Annotated in this window: 14 protein-coding genes and 1 pseudogene; 13 read left to right on the top strand and 2 right to left on the bottom strand. The window is 63.4% G+C overall.

Features of this window, described 5'->3' with window-relative positions:
• The first annotated feature begins 209 nt into the window (after window positions 1-209).
• The 11 genes from H620_RS0106360 to asnB all read left to right on the top strand — a co-directional run bounded on the left by H620_RS0106360 (window position 210) and on the right by asnB (window position 11,839).
• Window positions 210-476: a hypothetical protein gene (locus H620_RS0106360; protein WP_023380514.1), complete on the top strand. Its 267-nt coding sequence runs from the start codon at window positions 210-212 to the stop codon at window positions 474-476.
• A 67-nt stretch (window positions 477-543) separates the two neighbouring features.
• Window positions 544-1,191 carry an ATPase gene (locus tag H620_RS0106355; RefSeq protein WP_023380515.1) on the top strand — a complete coding sequence of 216 codons (648 nt, stop codon included), beginning with the start codon at window positions 544-546 and terminating at the stop codon, window positions 1,189-1,191.
• A gap of 40 nt (window positions 1,192-1,231) precedes the next feature.
• Window positions 1,232-2,329, top strand: coding sequence for a sugar diacid recognition domain-containing protein (locus H620_RS0106350; RefSeq protein ID WP_023380517.1), 1,098 nt, complete (start codon window positions 1,232-1,234; stop codon window positions 2,327-2,329).
• A gap of 118 nt (window positions 2,330-2,447) precedes the next feature.
• A complete protein-coding gene (locus H620_RS0106345; protein ID WP_027906976.1) occupies window positions 2,448-3,602 on the top strand; it encodes a glycerate kinase in 1,155 nt (384 codons plus the stop codon).
• A gap of 299 nt (window positions 3,603-3,901) precedes the next feature.
• On the top strand, window positions 3,902-5,218 hold the full coding sequence (locus H620_RS0106340) for an AMP-binding protein (RefSeq protein ID WP_023380520.1): 1,317 nt from the start codon (window positions 3,902-3,904) through the stop codon (window positions 5,216-5,218).
• Complete coding sequence (locus H620_RS0106335; RefSeq protein WP_027906975.1) at window positions 5,215-6,930, top strand: prenyltransferase/squalene oxidase repeat-containing protein; 1,716 nt, start codon at window positions 5,215-5,217, stop codon at window positions 6,928-6,930. Before H620_RS0106340 ends, H620_RS0106335 begins: the two co-directional genes overlap by 4 nt.
• 9 nt (window positions 6,931-6,939) lie before the next feature.
• A complete protein-coding gene (locus H620_RS0106330) occupies window positions 6,940-7,347 on the top strand; it encodes a hypothetical protein (RefSeq protein ID WP_023380523.1) in 408 nt (135 codons plus the stop codon).
• Complete coding sequence (locus tag H620_RS0106325) at window positions 7,344-7,628, top strand: acyl carrier protein (RefSeq protein WP_023380525.1); 285 nt, start codon at window positions 7,344-7,346, stop codon at window positions 7,626-7,628. Before H620_RS0106330 ends, H620_RS0106325 begins: the two co-directional genes overlap by 4 nt.
• Window positions 7,625-8,620 carry an acyl-CoA synthetase family protein gene (locus tag H620_RS0106320; RefSeq protein ID WP_023380526.1) on the top strand — a complete coding sequence of 332 codons (996 nt, stop codon included), beginning with the start codon at window positions 7,625-7,627 and terminating at the stop codon, window positions 8,618-8,620. The genes H620_RS0106325 and H620_RS0106320 overlap by 4 nt, the downstream gene beginning before the upstream one ends.
• Window positions 8,607-9,992: an amidase family protein gene (locus tag H620_RS0106315; protein ID WP_027906974.1), complete on the top strand. Its 1,386-nt coding sequence runs from the start codon at window positions 8,607-8,609 to the stop codon at window positions 9,990-9,992. Before H620_RS0106320 ends, H620_RS0106315 begins: the two co-directional genes overlap by 14 nt.
• Before the next feature lie 11 nt (window positions 9,993-10,003).
• Window positions 10,004-11,839, top strand: coding sequence for an asparagine synthase (glutamine-hydrolyzing) (gene asnB, locus H620_RS0106310; protein ID WP_027906973.1), 1,836 nt, complete (start codon window positions 10,004-10,006; stop codon window positions 11,837-11,839).
• Here asnB and H620_RS0106305 read toward each other — a convergent pair.
• Window positions 11,828-12,799: a LysR family transcriptional regulator gene (locus H620_RS0106305; RefSeq protein ID WP_023380532.1), complete on the bottom strand. Its 972-nt coding sequence runs from the start codon at window positions 12,797-12,799 to the stop codon at window positions 11,828-11,830. The genes asnB and H620_RS0106305 overlap by 12 nt on opposite strands.
• A gap of 175 nt (window positions 12,800-12,974) precedes the next feature.
• Between H620_RS0106305 and H620_RS27355 the strand changes: the two are divergent.
• Window positions 12,975-13,613, top strand: a pseudogene (locus tag H620_RS27355) (SDR family NAD(P)-dependent oxidoreductase); the annotation flags it as partial.
• Window positions 13,590-14,699 (top strand): SMP-30/gluconolactonase/LRE family protein, encoded by a 1,110-nt coding sequence (locus tag H620_RS27350; protein WP_371919408.1) that lies wholly within the window; start codon window positions 13,590-13,592, stop codon window positions 14,697-14,699. The pseudogene H620_RS27355 and the gene H620_RS27350, both read left to right, overlap by 24 nt.
• 107 nt (window positions 14,700-14,806) lie before the next feature.
• Here H620_RS27350 and H620_RS0106295 read toward each other — a convergent pair whose 3' ends face one another.
• Window positions 14,807-17,137, bottom strand: a complete 2,331-nt coding sequence (locus H620_RS0106295; protein WP_027906972.1) for a putative bifunctional diguanylate cyclase/phosphodiesterase — start codon at window positions 17,135-17,137, stop codon at window positions 14,807-14,809.
• Between the last annotated feature and the right edge of the window lie 52 nt (window positions 17,138-17,189).

Below are 17,189 nucleotides of genomic sequence, written 5' to 3'. Positions count from 1 at the left end.
TCGCCTGTTCCGGCGCTCGCCCTGAGGAGTCTCGGGGAGTGCGAGGCGGCTGTCTTTGTGCTTTTGCACAGTGTCCTGGGCGGGCTGCTGTGCCGTCGAACAAGCGGCCAGGGCGAGAGGATCGGCCAGTGATCATTTCAGCTTGGGGGCAATCAAGGCTAGAATGTAAGAAATCCAGTTTTGCCCGGAAGTGAACAACGGAGGCAACCATGGCGGCAAAAGCCTTAAAGCACGATCTTTCAGAGAAGGCAATTGACAATCTCGAGGTCAGCATCCCTCAAACGGCTGCTTGCGCGACATATGCTGCATATGTTCGTGCCTTGGCTGCAGGCCACACGGTGTTGCGGGTTGAAGGTTCCAACATTGTCGCAGCGAGTGCTGAAGGCGTTGTCCGCGTCGTGAACAAGACCAAGCCGCGCAGGAAAGTGACTGTTGGCGAAGTGGTCAAGGTGCGTCGGTTGGAAGCCAGTGCCTAGACTACGCGTTTTCGCTGGCCCAAACGGTTCGGGCAAATCAACCATAAAGGACCAAGTACCCCCTAACTTGATTTCGACCTATGTGAATGCGGACGATATCGAGAAGGAAGTAAAAGCCAGCGGCTTGCTCGACCTGGCTCAGTTCAACATCACTCCGACCTCCGAAGAGCTCCACGGGTTCTTGGGGCCACACCCGTTGATGCGCAAGGCTGGATTGGCGGGGACAGTGCAGGACATTGAATTGCACGGCCAGAAGGTCGACTTCAGTAAAGTGGAGATGAACTCTTACTACTCCTCGGTGATTTCCGATTTCATCCGGAACAAGCTGTTGGAACTCAAGGAAAGCTTCACTTTTGAAACCGTCATGTCGAGTGCGGACAAGGTCCGCTTTATCGAGTTGGCGCGAGCCAGCGGATATCGCACCTACCTTTATTTCGTCGCAACGGATTCAGTTGACATCAACATCAGTCGTGTAGCCAACCGAGTCAGCGATGGCGGGCACCCTGTCCCCGAAGACAAGATCCGGCAACGCTACGTACGCTCGCTAGAACTTCTGCCTTCCGCGGTTGCCGCTTCTAACCGGGCGTTCATTTTCGATAACTCCAGTGAGCAGTCGATCTTGCTGGCCGAGATCACCCATGGCACCGATCTGCGGTTCAACGTCGAGGAGCTCCCAGACTGGTTCGCGCAAGCGTACGTGGACAAAGTCATCTAGGCCCTCGGCCAAGCCACGCCTAACCTGCTGAGGAGCTGGAATGTTCGAACTGGACCACGACTTGGCTCAGGATATCGTCGACCGGGCGATGGCGATTTTGCCCTGCAACGTCAACGTCATGGACAGTCAGGGGTTGATCCTGGGCAGTGGCGAGTCTGAGCGCATCAATACCCGTCACGAAGGGGCCCAGCTGGTATTGGCCAACGGGCGGATCGTGGAGTTGGACGTGGATGCGGCCAAATGCCTGAAGGGTGTGCAGCCCGGGGTGAACCTGCCACTGATGCTCGATGGGCGGCTGATCGGCGTATTGGGGCTTACGGGTGACCCACGGCAGTTGCGCACCTATGGCGAACTGGTGCGGATGACCGCCGAAATGCTGCTGGCCCAGCGGCACCAGCAGGTGGAGCAGCAATGGCGGCGCCAGCGCTGCGATGACTTGCTGGCGCTGCTGCTGGGCGGCACCGGTGACTCGCCACGGCTTCTGGACGAAGCGCAGCAGTTGGGGCTCAAGCCACAGTTGCCGCGCATACCCTACCTGTTCGAACTCAAGTCAGGCCCGCCTTCGGAGGCACTCTCGGCCTGGCTGATGAGCCGCTACCCGGACAGCTGGTGCGTAAGCCCCGCGCGCCAGTCCTTGCTGTGGTGCCGCCCCGCTGGCGTGGTTGTGGACGAATCCAGGCTGCTGGAGCGTTTGCAGCGCCATGGCTGGGAGGTCGAGCGGATGGCGCTGGGTACCGTGGCGCACAGCCTCGACCAGTTGCGCCGGGGCTACCGCCGCGTGCGGGACCTGCTGGCCTATGGACGCGAAGTCTTGCCCAATGAGCCACTGCTTAGCCTGGCGCGCTACCGGCTTCCTGCTCTGCTTTGGCGACATCGCAACGACGATGCGCTGGATGAGCTGCTGGAACCTTTGCAGCGCATACGGGCCAAGGATGTCAGTGGTCAACTGCTCGCCACGTTGCGGGCATGGTGTGCGCATGATGGGCAGAGCCAGGCCTGCGCCGACGCACTGGGTATCCACCGTAACAGTCTGCGCTACCGGCTGGAGCGCATTGCAGAGCTGAGTGAGGTCGATCCCTTGCGACTGGAAGGCATGCTAAGCCTGTACCTGGGGTTGCAATTGCTGCCCGCGGATTGACCTGGCCTCCAGGGGCAGGCATTTGCCCAATCATCCCTGCGAACGTGTTGTGCATTCGACCGAGGCCAGCCAGGCGGCCACCTGTCAGCATGCCGGTCATCTGGACAGGAGAATCCCCATGAAGATCGTCATCGCCCCCGACTCGTTCAAGGACAGCCTCGACGCGGCTGGCGTCGCCCGTGCCATCGCCGGTGGCCTGGCCGAGGTATGGCCGCATGCCGCGCTGGTTCAGTGCCCGATGGCGGACGGTGGCGAGGGCACCATGGAGGCGATCCTGGCGGCCAGCCATGGCGAGCTTCGTCGCCAGCGCGTGCGCGGCCCCCTGGGGGAACCTGTGGAAGCCGGTTGGGGGTGGTTGGCCGACAGCCGCACGGCGATTATCGAGATGGCACAGGCCAGTGGCTTGCAACTGGTCCCGCCCGGCCAGCGCGATGCCTGCCGCACTAGCACTTGGGGTACCGGCGAGCTGGTTGCCGCTGCCCTGGCAGCCGGTGCCCAGCGGATTGTCCTGGCGATTGGTGGCAGCGCTACCAACGATGGTGGCAGCGGCATGTTGAGGGCACTGGGCTTGCGTTTGCTGGACGCCGACGGCCAGGCGCTGGAGGAGGGCGGCTTGGCCCTTTCCAGGCTGGCGCGTATCGATGCCAGTGGTCTCGACCCGCGCCTGCTGGACGTACAGGTCGAAGTGGCCGCCGACGTCGACAACCCCCTGTGTGGGCCCAATGGGGCTTCGGCGATCTTCGGCCCGCAGAAAGGCGCAAGCCCGGAGCAGGTGCAGGCGCTGGATCTGGCGCTGGGCCATTTTGCCGACCACTGTTCGCGGTTGCTGGGTGAGGATGTGCGTGATCTTCCAGGCTGCGGCGCCGCTGGCGGTATGGGCTTTGCGGCCAAGGCCTTCATGGGGGCGCGGTTTTGCCCTGGCGTGGAGGTGGTAGCCGACCTGGCGGGTCTGGACGCTTTGGTGCAGGGCGCTGACCTGGTCATTACAGGCGAAGGGCGTTTCGACGCCCAGACGCTGCGCGGCAAGACGCCGATGGGCGTCGCTCGGGTCGCCAAACGCCACGGTGTGCCGGTGGTGGTGCTGGCTGGGACCTTGGGTGAAGGCTATCAGCAGCTGTATGTCCACGGTATCGACGCTGCATTCGCCCTGGCCAACGGGCCGATGAGCCTGGAGCATGCCTGTGCCAACGCCCCGGCGCTACTGCATGCCAGAGCACGTGATATCGCCCGGCTGTGGCGTATCGCCCGTCAAGCGGTTGCCCCCTCGGCATAAGCAACACCCCTGATCCGAGCCACTGCGCTGTTTTTCTGTTGGAACGGCCTGGCGCTGCGCGCGAGGCCGCTCTCACAACGACCCCAGAAATACTTAAATCATCTCTGACTGATATCCCTCCGGAAATCGGGGGCCAAACGGTCTTTGTCCATCAGCAAAAGGCACCGTTTGGTACGCAAAAGCCTACTATTTGACCCGCTTTGATACTTTTCAGCGCTCACCGCACTGTTGAATTAAGTATTTTACTTACCCTCCGCGCTCGCCAATTCTCGCCCCTGTTTTTTCCAGAGGGCGAGTCGATGCTAGTTCACAGCGACAAGGATTACGGCGTACTGAAGGACGCAGAACGCGAACTTCAGGTGCACATCGGGCGCATTCCCGACGCCGGTTTTTATGAGCGTAAATTGCAAGCCGCATGGACCAGGGCGCGCCAGAGTGCCCAGTACGCGAACATCGGCCACTACCAATTCTCGGCGTTCCAGCAACTGCCGCCGACCCCAAAAGCCTTGCTCAAAAGCCAACCGCTTCAATTCTGCACGGTGGCACTCAGCGAGGCCGCCAAGTACTACGCCACCACCGGCACCACCGGTGAGCCGACACCCACCCCACGGCTGAAACAGGACATCATCTGGAACGCCGTCAGCGTCGCCGGGCACTGGCGCGCGGTGCTGCAGCCCGGCACGCGGGTCGCCAGCCTGATGCCGTCGGATATCGTCCCGGTAGGCGACCTGATTGCCCATGTCTGTGAGTACCTGGACGTTTCCCATGTACGGCTTTACCCCTTCACCACCGGGATCACCGACTGGGAGCGGGTGTGCAAGACATTCGCCAGCTATCGCCCGACGGTGATGTTCATTGCTCCGGGCGTGCTGGTGCAACTGACACGCTTTCTGAAGCAGCGCGGGCTGCTGGAGGGTTTCGCTGAGTCGGTGCGCACGGTCATGCTGCTGGGTGAGGTCAATACCAGGCCATTGCGCGAACGCCTGGCCCGTGAATGGCGCTGCGATGTGTTCGACGCCAGTTATGGCAGTACCGAAACTGGGACGCTGGCAGTGGTGGGCGAAGATCAGCAGATGCGCCTGGCGACGGCGACCAACTATTTCGAACTGCTGCTGCCCGACGGGCAACTGGTGACGCCGGCCGAAGGCCTGACCGGGCGCTTGGTGGTCACGCCGCTCAACCTGTTCGCCCGCCCACTGTTGCGTCTGGACACCGGCGACAGCGTCACCATCACCGCGCCATGGATACCGGGCCAGGCCAGCCCGAGCGTGCTGGTCAACGGCCGGGACAGCGACACCGTGGTGGTGGCTGGTGCCGACCTGGATATCCGCGCGGTCGAAGAGGTGGTGTACGGCACTTGCAACGCCACCGGCTATGTCATCGAAATCGACCGCCAGGCCGATAGCGCCGCGCTGATCCTGGAACGTGACGTGGACTGGGACAGCGGCGCGGAACAACACCTGCAGGCTCAGTTGCTGGTGCGCTCGCAGCAGCGCATGGGGTTGCGTTGGAGCCGGGTGTTGTTCGTCAACAACCTGTCGGCCGTGAACAAGAGCGGCGCATCGCAAAAGAGTTGGAAGAAGACCAACCTGCGCTTCGTCGGAGGCCAGCCATGATCGGGGCACGGTTCCCCGAAGGGCATGGGCTGGCCAACGGTCAGCCGGACCTGTGGTGCACCTACGCAGCCATTCGCAGCCTCGCCTGGGTCGAGCGGTTGGACGCCGTGGACAGCCTCGCCCTGCAGCGCTACATCCAGTCCCGGCGCAACCGCGATGGCGGCTTTGCCTGGAGCAAAGGCATGCCGTCCGATGCATGGGCCACTTTCTATTGCACCCAGACACTCCAGGACCTGGGCATCGCCGTTGACCGATCCGAGGAAACCGCCCACTGGCTTCACAGCCTGTTCGACGGCGAGGCCTACGCCATGTGCCCAGGACAGACCGCAGACGTTTGGGCCACGCATTACGCCTTGCGCACCTTGATCGAGGTCTGTGCAGGCAAGGTGGCCGAGGTGCAGGCGCTGTACACCTGGCTGGGCGGTTTGCAGTGCGCCAATGGTGGTTTGAGCTGGTCCGCCGATTTCGCCCAACGCAACCACGCCGATACGCGGGCCTGCTTTTACGGGGTGATGGCGGCACGCGCCCTGGCAAGCCAAGGGTTGCCAGCACCTGATTGGAACATCGACAAGTTGATTGGCTGGTTGCAAGCCCAGCAGACGGATAGCGGCGGGTTTCGCTTCAGCGAGGCCGCCGACGTGCCGTGCCTGTGGGCGACCTACCGTGCCACAGCCAGCCTTGCGGTATTGCAGGCCGAGCCCTTGGGTCGCAGCGAATGCATTGCCTGGATCGCGTCCCTGGTAGGCCCGACGGGTGCTTTCGTGCGCTGGTCTGGTTACGACGGCGAGGATGTCTGGGCGGCGTTCTGCGCCGTGGGCACGCTCAAGGCCCTGAATGAACCCTTGGGACACCTTGCAGACGACGTGGCCAGGTTCATTGCCAGCCTGGCCGTGCCTGAAGGCGGCTACACCTACCGCCGTCAGGACGATGCCGCGGATGTGCTGACCACCGCGGCGGCCATACTCGGCGGCGCCTTGCCGCCTGCACGGCAAGCGGAGGCGCTGCGCTGGATCGAAGGCTGCCAGATGCCCAACGAGCCGGGGGTGATGTACATGCCCGGACGGGGTGCCGAAGTGCGTTGCAGCAACTGGGCCCTGGCGGCTGGCGCGTTCGCTGACTTGCCGGCATCGCGCGGGGCCATCGGCCAATGGCTGGCCACGCTGCAGAACCCTGACGGCGGCTTCGGTTTCTGGGAGGGGCGAGGCTCGGACATGGTCTCCACCGCATCGGCGGTGGCGGTGCTGCGGCAGCTGAACGACGACGCAGGCGTCGATCTGGCGCAGTTGGAGGCGTTCGTGGCCAGCTGCCGGAAGTCCGGCGGCCACGCAACCTACCCGCGCGGGCAGGCCACCTTGCGCGCTTCGCTGCAGGCGCTCGGTTGCCTGGCGTTCATTGGCCAGGATGTCAGGCAAGCGGTCATGCCATTGCTGGAGGCACACAAGGTACCCCAGGGCGGCTTCGCCAACCAGGGCCGGCGCATTCCGGACTTGCTCAGCACTTACCAGGCTATGGCGCTGATGAGCGATCTGGACATTACGTGCGACCTTGCGCACCTGCGCTTTTTCCTCGGCAAGATACGCAGCGAGCAGGGCTATGCCTGGTCGCCGCTGTACCTGCCTGGGCATGACGCGCTGTCGACCTGCCTGGGGCGGCTGCTGGAAGCCTTTGCCGAGGGCAAGCGCCAGCGCCTGCCCAACCTGTATTTGTCGTGAGGTGCGGCGATGCCAACCATCACCGTATCGAGCGCTGCGCTGCAACCTGTGGAACGCAAGCGTGTGGCCCTGGCGTGTACCCGGCAGCTCAAGCAGCTCGGGGCTGACCCGGCGCATTGCCTGGTGTTGTTCGAAACGTTGCCCCCGGGCCATGCCTTCAGTGCGGGCATGCCGTTGCCCAGTGCCGATCAGCACGGGGCGCCTTTGCAGTTTCACCTGCGTATCACGCTGTCGGTCGAGCGCGACCTGCAGCAACAACAGCGGTTGGCTCAGGGGCTGCACAGCTGTCTGCGCAGTGTGTACCCGAGCGCCTTCATCTACATCCACATCAACCTGATCGAGCCCGCGCAGGTGTACTACAGCGCTGGCCCGGAACTGATCAATGCCGACCACCGACAAGGAAGCACAGTCTCGTGACACACCACACCCATGAACACCGCATTCGCCAGGCCCTTGCGCAATTGCTCGGCCCGGAAGTCGAACTGATCGGTATGCGCGATAGCTTCCGCGAGTTTCTCGGCGAGCGTTTCGACAGCCTGATGGCGGTCGAGGTCGTTACCGTCATCGAGGCTACCTTTGGCTTCGAAGTGGATTACCTCAGCGACGATATTCGCTTCTGGTTCGAAACCCTGGAAAAGATGGACCAGTTCATCGGCCAGAAACTCGAAGACCAGTTGACCTTGCAGGCCGTCCAATGAGCGCCGACCACCTGTTCACGACCTCCGGCACAACCGCCGCCCCCCGTCAGTGGCTACGTAGCCAGGCGCAGATGGTCAGTGAAGCGGCGCTGATCTACGGCAAGTGGTCGCCAGCCGTTGGCGAGATCATCTCCTTCGCGCCGACCCGCCACAGCTACGGCATGATCCTCGGCCAGGTTGGCGCCCAGGTGATGAACGCACGCTTGCAAGTCTGCTCGCTCGAGCGCCAGCAGTTGCCGACGCTCGAGGGTGAAGGCGCGTGCGTGATCCTCGCCATTGCCAGCACTTGGCGGGTGTTGCCGATGTTGCTCAAGCAACTGGCCGACCGACGCCAGGTGCTGGTGGTGCACAGCGCTTCTGTACTGCCTCCAGGCGCGCTGGCCACGGTGCATCGCTTTGCGGGGCCGCAGGTCGGCTTCGTCGAGTTGTTGGGCTCTACCGAAACCGGTGCCATGGCCTACCGCGAGTTGCAGGGTACTAGCACGCCAGCGCAACCGTGGACGCTGTTGGACGATGTCACATTGTTCAGCCAGATAGGCGAGGTCGGCCCATTGGAGGTCGGCAGCTCGCGCATCGCGCGAGCGCACGGCGCCGATGCAGCCGCCGCCCGACATCGTTGCGATGACCTGGTCCAGCCGCTGGATGCCCGGCGGCTGCTGTGGGTCGGTCGCGCCAGCAGCCTGATCAAGGTCAACGGTCTGCGTCTGGACCTGGCCAGCCTGGCCAGCGACCTCAGCCAGCGCCTGGAGTGCCCGGCCTTGGCCTGCGTACCGCGGCGCGATGCACTGCGCGCCGAAACCTTCGAGGTGCTGTACAGCTCCGGCACGCTCACCGAGCAGGCGGTGCTGAACGCCTTCGATCACCTGGCCCCCGGCCACCCGCGACCGGCCGCCGTACGTCGTGTCGTCGATCTCCCCCTGTCCGCCACCGGCAAGCCCCAGGTATGGGCCGCCTCATCTTCTGTCAAGGAATGCAAGCATGACCCACGCTAATACCCAAGACACCATCGCCCATTACTTCAATCACTGCGGCGCCGATGCCGCCATCGGCCGCGAGCAGCCGGAGTACCTGGCGCTGAGCCTGCGCAAGCGGCTCGAACTGCTGGAGCGCAACCCGGCGCTGGCCGCCGATTGGGCTGCGCAATATGAACAGTGGTGTACACATGCCGACAGCGATTACCGCTGCCTGACCAGCACGCGAGCGGTCATTGCCCCGTGGTTCCGCCTGGGTGTGAAGGACACCGTGGACGTCGCCGGGCTGCCGACCCGCCTTGGCCTGCGCAGCTACCGGCACTACCCCAAGCGCACCGCTCAGGCCCTGGTGTCCCTCGACCCCCGCATCGCACTGACCAGCAAGGTCGCCACCACCGAGCTCAACATCGGCTTCGGCGCGGGTTGTCGCAATCCGCATTTCCCGACGATCGATCCGTCCGGATCGAGCACCGGTTCCGCGGTCTCGGTCGCTGCTCGATTGTGCGACATCTCGCTGGGCACCGATGTGCTTGGTTCGGTGCGCTGGCCCGCGTCCCATTGCGGCATGATCGGCTTACGCATGACGCAGAAGGCCGAAAGCCTTGGCGGGGTGTTCCCGTTGTCGCCGCGCATGGATGCCCTGGGATGGGTCACCCGCAGCGCCGATGACCTGGACCTGCTGTTCCCGTTGCTGGGCCTGGAGCCTCTGCTGGGCGAGCAACTGCCCGTCAAGCCCCGCTACCGCATCGGTGTGCTGGAGCACGCCCTGGACCCGGCGCTGACCAGCACGGCGATGCTCGAGATGCTGGCCAAGGCGTGCAGCGCATTGGCCGACCTGGGCATGCCACCTTGCGAGGTGTCCATGCCTGAACTGTGGGCCCGACGGGGTGATGCCTGGCAGTTGTGCGCGCGTGACGCCTGGTTGGCCTCGGCGGCCTGGGCACGCCAATTCGATTGCGAACTGCACTGGTCGACCAACAGTGCCCTGGCGGTCGGGGCTGGGGTCAGTGACAGCGACTACCAGCGGATTCACCAGCACATGGACCAGGTGCGCGCTGGTATTGGCCCCTGGTTCGACAACGCCAAGGTGGACTTCGTGATCTTTCCCATGGATCCGAACCGGCCCTTCGACCGCCGTAACCCTCAGCCGGGCGACTCGACCATTCCATCGCCGGCCGATGAGGGTTACGCACAGAAAATCGGTTTCACCCCGCTGGCCAGCTTCAGTGGGCTTCCCGCGATCACTGTGCCGATCTGCGTCAGCGCCGACGGCAAGGCGCCGCTGGCCGTGCAGATCATGGGCCGGCGCGATAGCGAGCGGCAGTTGGTGGATATCGCCAAGCGCCTGCAAGCGCTGGTGGGCGCACTACCTACCCGTCGTCCCGTGGTGTAAGGAGTTCGCCTATGTGTGGAATCACAGGCTGGGTGGACTACACCCGCGACCTGACACATCAAACCTGCGTCCTTGGCGCCATGACCGAAACCCTGGCGTTGCGGGGGCCGGACGCCAGTGGCCACTGGCAACACCGCCATGCGCTGCTGGGCCATCGTCGGCTGGCGATCATCGACCTGAGCGGCGGTGTGCAACCGATGACCTACCGCTTCGCCAACGGCCAGGAGGTGGCGTTGGTATACACCGGCGAGGTCTATAACCATGACGCGCTGCGGGACCGTCTGCGCAGGGCGGGTCATGTATTCGTCACACGCAGCGACACCGAAGTGGTGCTACACGCGTACCTGGAGTGGGGCGAGCGCTGCTGCGAGTACTTCAGCGGTATGTTCGCTTTCGCCCTGTTCGACGAGCGCGACGGCCACTGCCTGCTGGTACGTGACCGGCTGGGTGTCAAGCCGCTGTACTACGCGCACCACCAGCAAGGCCTGCTGTTCGGCTCCGAGAGCAAGGCGATCCTTGCCCACCCGGCATTCGAACGCGCGCTGGATGTGGTCGGCCTGGTGGACGCCCTAAGCCTGGCCCGTGGCACGCCCCGCACGGCCTTGCGCGGTATCGTCGAACTGCCGCCGGGGCACCGGTTGTCCTGGCGGCCCAACGGGCAGATGAAGGTCTGCCGCTATTGGCAATTGCAGCGACGCGAGCACCAGGACGACGTGTCGACCACCGTCGAACGCACCCGCGAGCTGCTGGCAAACGCCTTGGGCGAACAATTGCACGCGGACGTCCCGGTGTGCTCCCTGCTGTCCGGTGGGCTGGATTCCACGCTGCTCACCGCCCTGGCTCAGCAGCGCCTTTGGGCAGAGCAGGGCGGCAAGGTCAATTCGTTCTCGGTGGATTTCGTCGGCCAGGCCGAACAGTTCCAGGCCGATGCGTTTCGTCCCGAGCGCGACCAGCCCTACGCGTTGGCTGCCGCTGAGCACATCGGCAGCCGGCACCAGACCATCCTGATCGACAACCGCCAACTGGTCGCCGAGCAAGCACGTCTGGCGGTGTACCGCGCCAACGATTCGGCCGCCACGTTCGGCGACGTCGACACCTCGCTGTACCTGCTGTTCAAGGCGATTCGTGAGCACTCCACAGTGGCCATTTCCGGTGAAGCCGCGGACGAAGTATTCGGTGGTTACGCCTGGTTCCGAGACCCCCAGGCCATTGCCGCGCCGCGCTTGCCGTGGCTGTCACGCATGCAGTTGCTGCAAGCGGAGCTGATCAATCCGGAGTTCGACCGCTTGTGCAACTTCGCTGAACATCAGGACAACGTATACCGCCAGGCGCTGGAGGCGGTCGAGCACCTGACAGCGGATACGCCGCACGAGCGGCGCATGCGCGAGATCTGCCACCTGCACCTGCACCACTGGCTGCCGACTCTGCTCGACCGCAAGGACCGCCTGAGCATGGCGGCAAGCCTGGAAGTGCGTGTGCCGTTCACCGACCATGCCCTGGTGGAATACGTGTACAACGTACCCTGGTCGATCAAGGGCCATGGCGGTGAAGAGAAGTGGCTGCTCAAGCAGGCCGGTGCCGATCTGTTGCCGCCATCGGTGCTGGCCCGACGCAAGAGCCCGTACCCGACCTCGGCGAACCTGGCCTACGAGCGCTTCCTGCGGGAGCGCTCACGGCAACTGCTGAGCGACGTCGCCAGCCCGGTTTTCCAGATCATCGACCACCGTCGCCTGGCTTGCGAGCTGCAGCAGCCCCAGGGCTATTTCAACTCGCAGCTGCGTCGCAACAACCTGGAAACGGCGTTGGCACTGGACACCTGGTTGCGTGAGTACGGGTTAACGGTGTAGTTCGCGCTGGTCGATGCCATCCAGGATGATCGGGTTCTGGATGGTGTCGCTGAAGCGCCGTGGCGCGCCGACATCGAGCATGGAAATAAAACTGCCCAGGGCGGGGGAGGCGTTCTGGATGTTCCAGTTCATGTACAGGCCCATGGTCGGAACGGGCTGGTCCTTGATCGGGCGGATCGGCCGGAAGTGCACGCGGTCGCGCAAGGTCGAATAGGCAATGGATTCGGGTACCAGGGCTACACCGAAACCACAGGCTACCAGGCCGATCAGGGTATGGATCTGCGCAGCTTCCTGGACGATTTTCGGATAGAAACCCGCCGATTCGCACAGGGCGATCAACTGACTGTGATAGCCGCTGCCCAGGGCCTGTGGGGTGAACACGAAGTCGTCTTCGGCGAAGTCGCGCAGGTCGACCACCGGCTGCGTCACCCGTGGGTGACTGGCCGGCAAGGCCATCACGATCTGCTCGTTCAGCAGCAGGCGTGACTCGATGGTGTCGGGCGGCATGGGGAGCTTGCGCATGAAGCCGATGTCGGCTTCGCCAGCCATCAGTGCCTTGGCCTGGGAGGCCGAAGGCATCTCGCGAATGGTCAGGCGCACGTTGGGGTACGTTTCGCGGAATCGTCGCAGCGTACTGAGCAAGGACTCGTAGTAGGCGATGGAAATGGCGGTGATGGTCAGCTTGCCGCAGATGCCTTCGGAGACATTACGGGCGTACTCGATGCCTTGTTCCAGTTCCTTGAGCGTGCGGTAGGCCGTTTCCAGGAAGGCCATGCCCGCTGCGGTGAGCTTGACCCCGCGCTTGTTGCGCAGGAACAGGCTGAAGCCCAGTTTTTCCTCAAGTCTGTTGATCGCCTGGCTCAGGGGTGGTTGCGCCATGTGCAGGCGGATGGCTGCTTTGTGAAAGTGCAACTCCTCAGCCACGGCAATGAACTGCCTGAGCAAACGTGTCTCGATCATTCTCCGTTCCTTCATCGAGCCGAACTGGTGCCAGCGGGGCTGCACCCCCAACCCTGCGAGGCGGCAATCATAGCTCGGCGTGATATCTCGCAGATATCAAAGTTGCATGCTTTTAATATTAAGTCATTGATTTTTTTATTGTTATCGTAAAAAGGAGCATCGAAAGGGCGCGATTATGCCGTTCACAGACCCATTCAAGAATAAAGTCGCCATCATCACCGGCGCAGCCCAGGGGTTGGGCCTGGCCTATGCCAAGGCCCTGGCCGAGTGCGGCGCACGGGTGGTGATCAGCGACCTTGGCACCGACCGTTCAGGTTGCGGACAAGACCTGACAGCCGTCAAGCGGGCGCTCGAAGCCCTGCAAGCGGCAGGACACCAGGCCGTCGCCCATGTCGGGCACCTGGAAAGCGAATCTGAATGTCAGCAATTGGTGGAACTGGCCATCGAGCATTTCGGCGGGCTGGACATCCTCATCCACAATGCTGGCTGGGTTGACTACCAGGGTATAGAAGTTCAGGAAGAAGCGTTTCTGCAACGTGCGCTGGGCATCAGCGTGCATGCGCCCGTCTGGCTGGCCAAGCATGCCTGGAAGTACCTCAAGCGCTCCCACGCACCGCGGGTGGTGCTGACCACCTCGGACCGCGCCATGTACCAACGCTATGCCCAGCCGGGCCTGGTGGCGTACTCGGCGGGCAAGATGGCCCAGATTGGCATCATGAACGCCTTGAGCATGGAAGGCCTGGAGCACGGTATTCTGGTCAACGCGGTGTCTCCGGTGGCCAAGACCCGCATGTGGGGCGTAACGCAGCCACCGGAAGAACTCAAGCCCGAATGGGTTACCCCAGGCGTGCTCTACCTGGCCAGTGATCTGTGCCGCGATACCGGCTACATCCTCAGGGCCAGCAACGGCCAGTTCACCGCAACGCGATTCAGCGAGAACAGCGGTGTCAGCTACCCCAGGGACCTGGCGCGGGTCGAGGCTGCCAGCCTGGCGGAAGTGGCCGAGCGCTGGAGTCGCATCAAGGAGTGCCACTACCTGCCGGTCAAGGTCGCCAATACCCGTGCAGACCTCGGCGAAAGCCCGGTCTGGGATGCGCAAAGCGGTGCCTTGTACTATGTCGACATTTCCGACGGCTGCATCAACCGGCTGACCCGTGACGGTGAAGTGGAACGGCTCTACGAATCGGCGGCACGCATCGGCGCGCTGTCGTTGACCGACCAGGACAACCTGATCTTCACCGAGGATGCCAGCGTGGCCATCCTGGATGTGGCCGAGCGCAAGGTGCGGCGGTATTCCAGCCCCGTGCATCATCGTCCAAGCTACCGTTTCAACGATGGTGCCTGCGACCCGCAGGGGCGTTTCGTCACCGGATTGATGGATGAAGGCCCGAGCGGCAAGACCGGCGTGCTGTACCGTTTCGACCAACAGCTCAGCGCGCAGATCCTGCTCGATGGCTTGGCGCTGCCCAACGGCCTGGCCTGGTCGGAAGATGGCCGCACGGTGTATTTCGTGGACTCGGCTGCCCGGGCCATTTACCGTGCCGAGTACATGCGCGAGGGCCGCCTTGGTCAGTACACGTTGTTCGCCGAAACGCCTGCCGAGCTGGGGCGTCCGGATGGCATCGCGCTGGACCGTGAAGGCGGCTTGTGGGTGTGCCAGTTCAATGGCAGTTGCCTGCTGCACTATGACCGCGACGGTTACCTGACCGATCAGGTCAGCATGCCGGTGCCGCGTCCGACCAGTTGCTGCTTCGGCGGGGAAGACCTGGACACCCTGTACATCACCACCGCACGGTTCGGCATGACCCCGGCCGAGCTGCGGCATTACCCCGATGCCGGTGACCTTTATGCAATCCGACCGGAAGTCGGGGGCATTCGTCGTTTCACGTTCACGGAATGAGGTGGCCGAATTCGTGCAGCGTAGGTGGCCCTTTCGCGGCACAAGGGCGCTCGTGCGCGGTACTTGTAGGTGCTGGCTTGCCAGCGATGAGGCCAGCCCAAGCTTGCTTACAGGTACTGCAGCGTCTTTTCCTCCCGGCCATTGAACGGCGGGTATACGCGCAACTGCGTCGGCGACAACGGTCGACTGAAGTGGTAGCCCTGGGCGATGTCGCAGCCAGCAAGCTTAAGGCACACCACCTGTTCGCGGGTCTCGACGCCCTCGGCCACCACCTCGAGCCCCAGGCGCTTGGCGAGGATGATGGTGGAGGAAACGATCGGGCTGTCATCGTGGCTGTTGGACAATGGAGCGATCAACGAGCGGTCGATCTTGAGCTTGCTCAAGGGCAGTGACTGCAGGTGGGCGAAGCCCGCATAACCCCGTCCGAAATCATCCAGGCTGACGCCCAGGCCCGCCCGGCGCAGTCGGTGCAGGTGGTCGACTGCCGTGCCTTCGGAATCAAGCACGGTGGTTTCCGTGATTTCCAGTTCCAGCCGCTGCGGGGCAATGCCGTAGCGCTGCAGCTTGGACAGCAGGCGTGAGCTGAAATCGGGCTGGCGCAATTGCAGCGCCGATACGTTCACCGCAAGCCGCGTATCGCGACCCTGGACCATCCATTGCGCCAATGCTTCGCAGGCCAGGCGAATCACTTCCCAACCCAGTTCGACGATGAACCCGCTGCGCTCCGCCACGCCGATGAACCGGTCCGGGTAGAGCAGGCCGAATTCCGGGTGCTCCCAACGTACCAGTGCTTCGTACCCCTGCACCTGGTGTGTATCGAGACGAATTTGAGGTTGGTAGTGCAGCACGAACTGGCGCCCGGCCAATGCTGTGCCGAACGCCTGCTCCAGGGTGAAGGCCTGGATATCCGAGAGGTTCAGCGAAGGGTCGAAGAATCGGTACTGGGCGCGTCCGGCCTGCTTGGCCGAATACATCGCCGCGTCGGCGCTGCGGATCAGGCTGTCGATGTCCTGGCCATCGCGCGGGCAGATGCTGACCCCGACACTGGGGCTGGTGTTGACCTCCTGGCCGTCCAGGGCATACGTGGCCGACAGTTTCTGCACCAGGCTGCGCACCCAGGCGTCGATCTGCTCTTCACTGCGTTCACCGGCCAGTAACACCACGAACTCGTCGCCGCCGAATCGCGAGGCTTCATCCCCGGGCTCCAGCAGGCGCTGGATGCGCCCAGCCACGGCCTGCAACAAGAGGTCGCCGATCTTGTGCCCGAGCGAATCGTTGATCGACTTGAAGCGGTCCATGTCGATGAACAGGATCGCCATCAGCCGTCGCTTGCCGCGCTGGCGAGTCAGGGCCTGGCTCGCCACTTCGACGAACTGGCGGCGGTTGTGCAGGCCGCTGAGGTGGTCGGTGGCCGCTGCATGGCTGCTGCGGCGGTGTTCCTCTTCAAGGCGGCCGATCAGTTGCTGGTTGACCTGCTGGGCATGCTCCAGAGCGGTGAATGCCTCTTGGCGCTTGCGCAGCAGGCGCATGCTCCAGGCAAGGCCGGCGAGGATCATCAGGGTCATACTCATATTCAGCCAGAACTGGCGCGTATAGGCCTGTGCCGAGGGCGTGAGAATTTCATCCTCGCGCTGGGTGACCACTACGCTGAAACCCCGCTCGGCGACGCGTCGGTACAGGCTCTGGTAGGGGTGGCCGAAGGCATACTGAGTCAACTGGCCAGACTCTTGGGCAGTCTTCGGCAAGCCTGGCATCAGTGTATCGTTGGCCATCACCAACCCGCTGGTGTCGATGCGCAACCGTTCTTGTCCGTCGTCCTGGAGCAAGCGCAGCAGGCCGGTGCTGCCCAAATCGATGTGCTGGAACAATACCGCCAGGTAGCCGATATCCAGGTGAATCACCAGGATGCTGTCGATCTCGCGCCCGGGCAGGTCGGTCAGCGGTAGCAGGAAGGGCAAGCGCCAGTTGGGCATGCCGTTGGGGTCGCTGCCTGGGGTTACGCGCGGCAAAAACGGTTTGAATCCGTACTGGGCGACATGGACCTTGAGCTGTTGCAGCCAGGCCTCGGGCAACTGAGGGGGCTCGTCGGGCTGGCTGGAGGACAACAGCTGACCGCGCCGGTCGTAAAGGCTCATGCGTTTGAACACCGGGTCTTCGGCGAGGATTCGCGCCAGGCTGAAGCTCCCTTGACGCAGCGCTTTGATGTCGTCCTGGGTAACCCTGCCGACCGCTTGGGCACGGTCAACCAACTGGCGCAGGCTTTCGCTGACGATGCTGGCCAGGTTCAGGTGCTCGGCGGCCTTGGCTGACAGCGCATCCTGGCGCGAGGCTGCTTTCTGGCTGACATGCAGCCCCCAGAGGAACGCCAGTGTAGCGGCACAGAGCATCAGGATCAGCAGGCGCAACAGGCCTGCTGACGAGAGAGAACGGCGTATCACTGCTGGTAGTCCCGACCCTGGGTGAAGCTCGGAAAAATACGACAGTCAGATG

The sequence above is a fragment of the Pseudomonas taiwanensis DSM 21245 genome, assembly GCF_000425785.1.
Taxonomy (GTDB): Bacteria; Pseudomonadota; Gammaproteobacteria; order Pseudomonadales; family Pseudomonadaceae; genus Aquipseudomonas; species Aquipseudomonas taiwanensis.
This window is presented reverse-complemented; position numbering and strand designations above follow the sequence as displayed.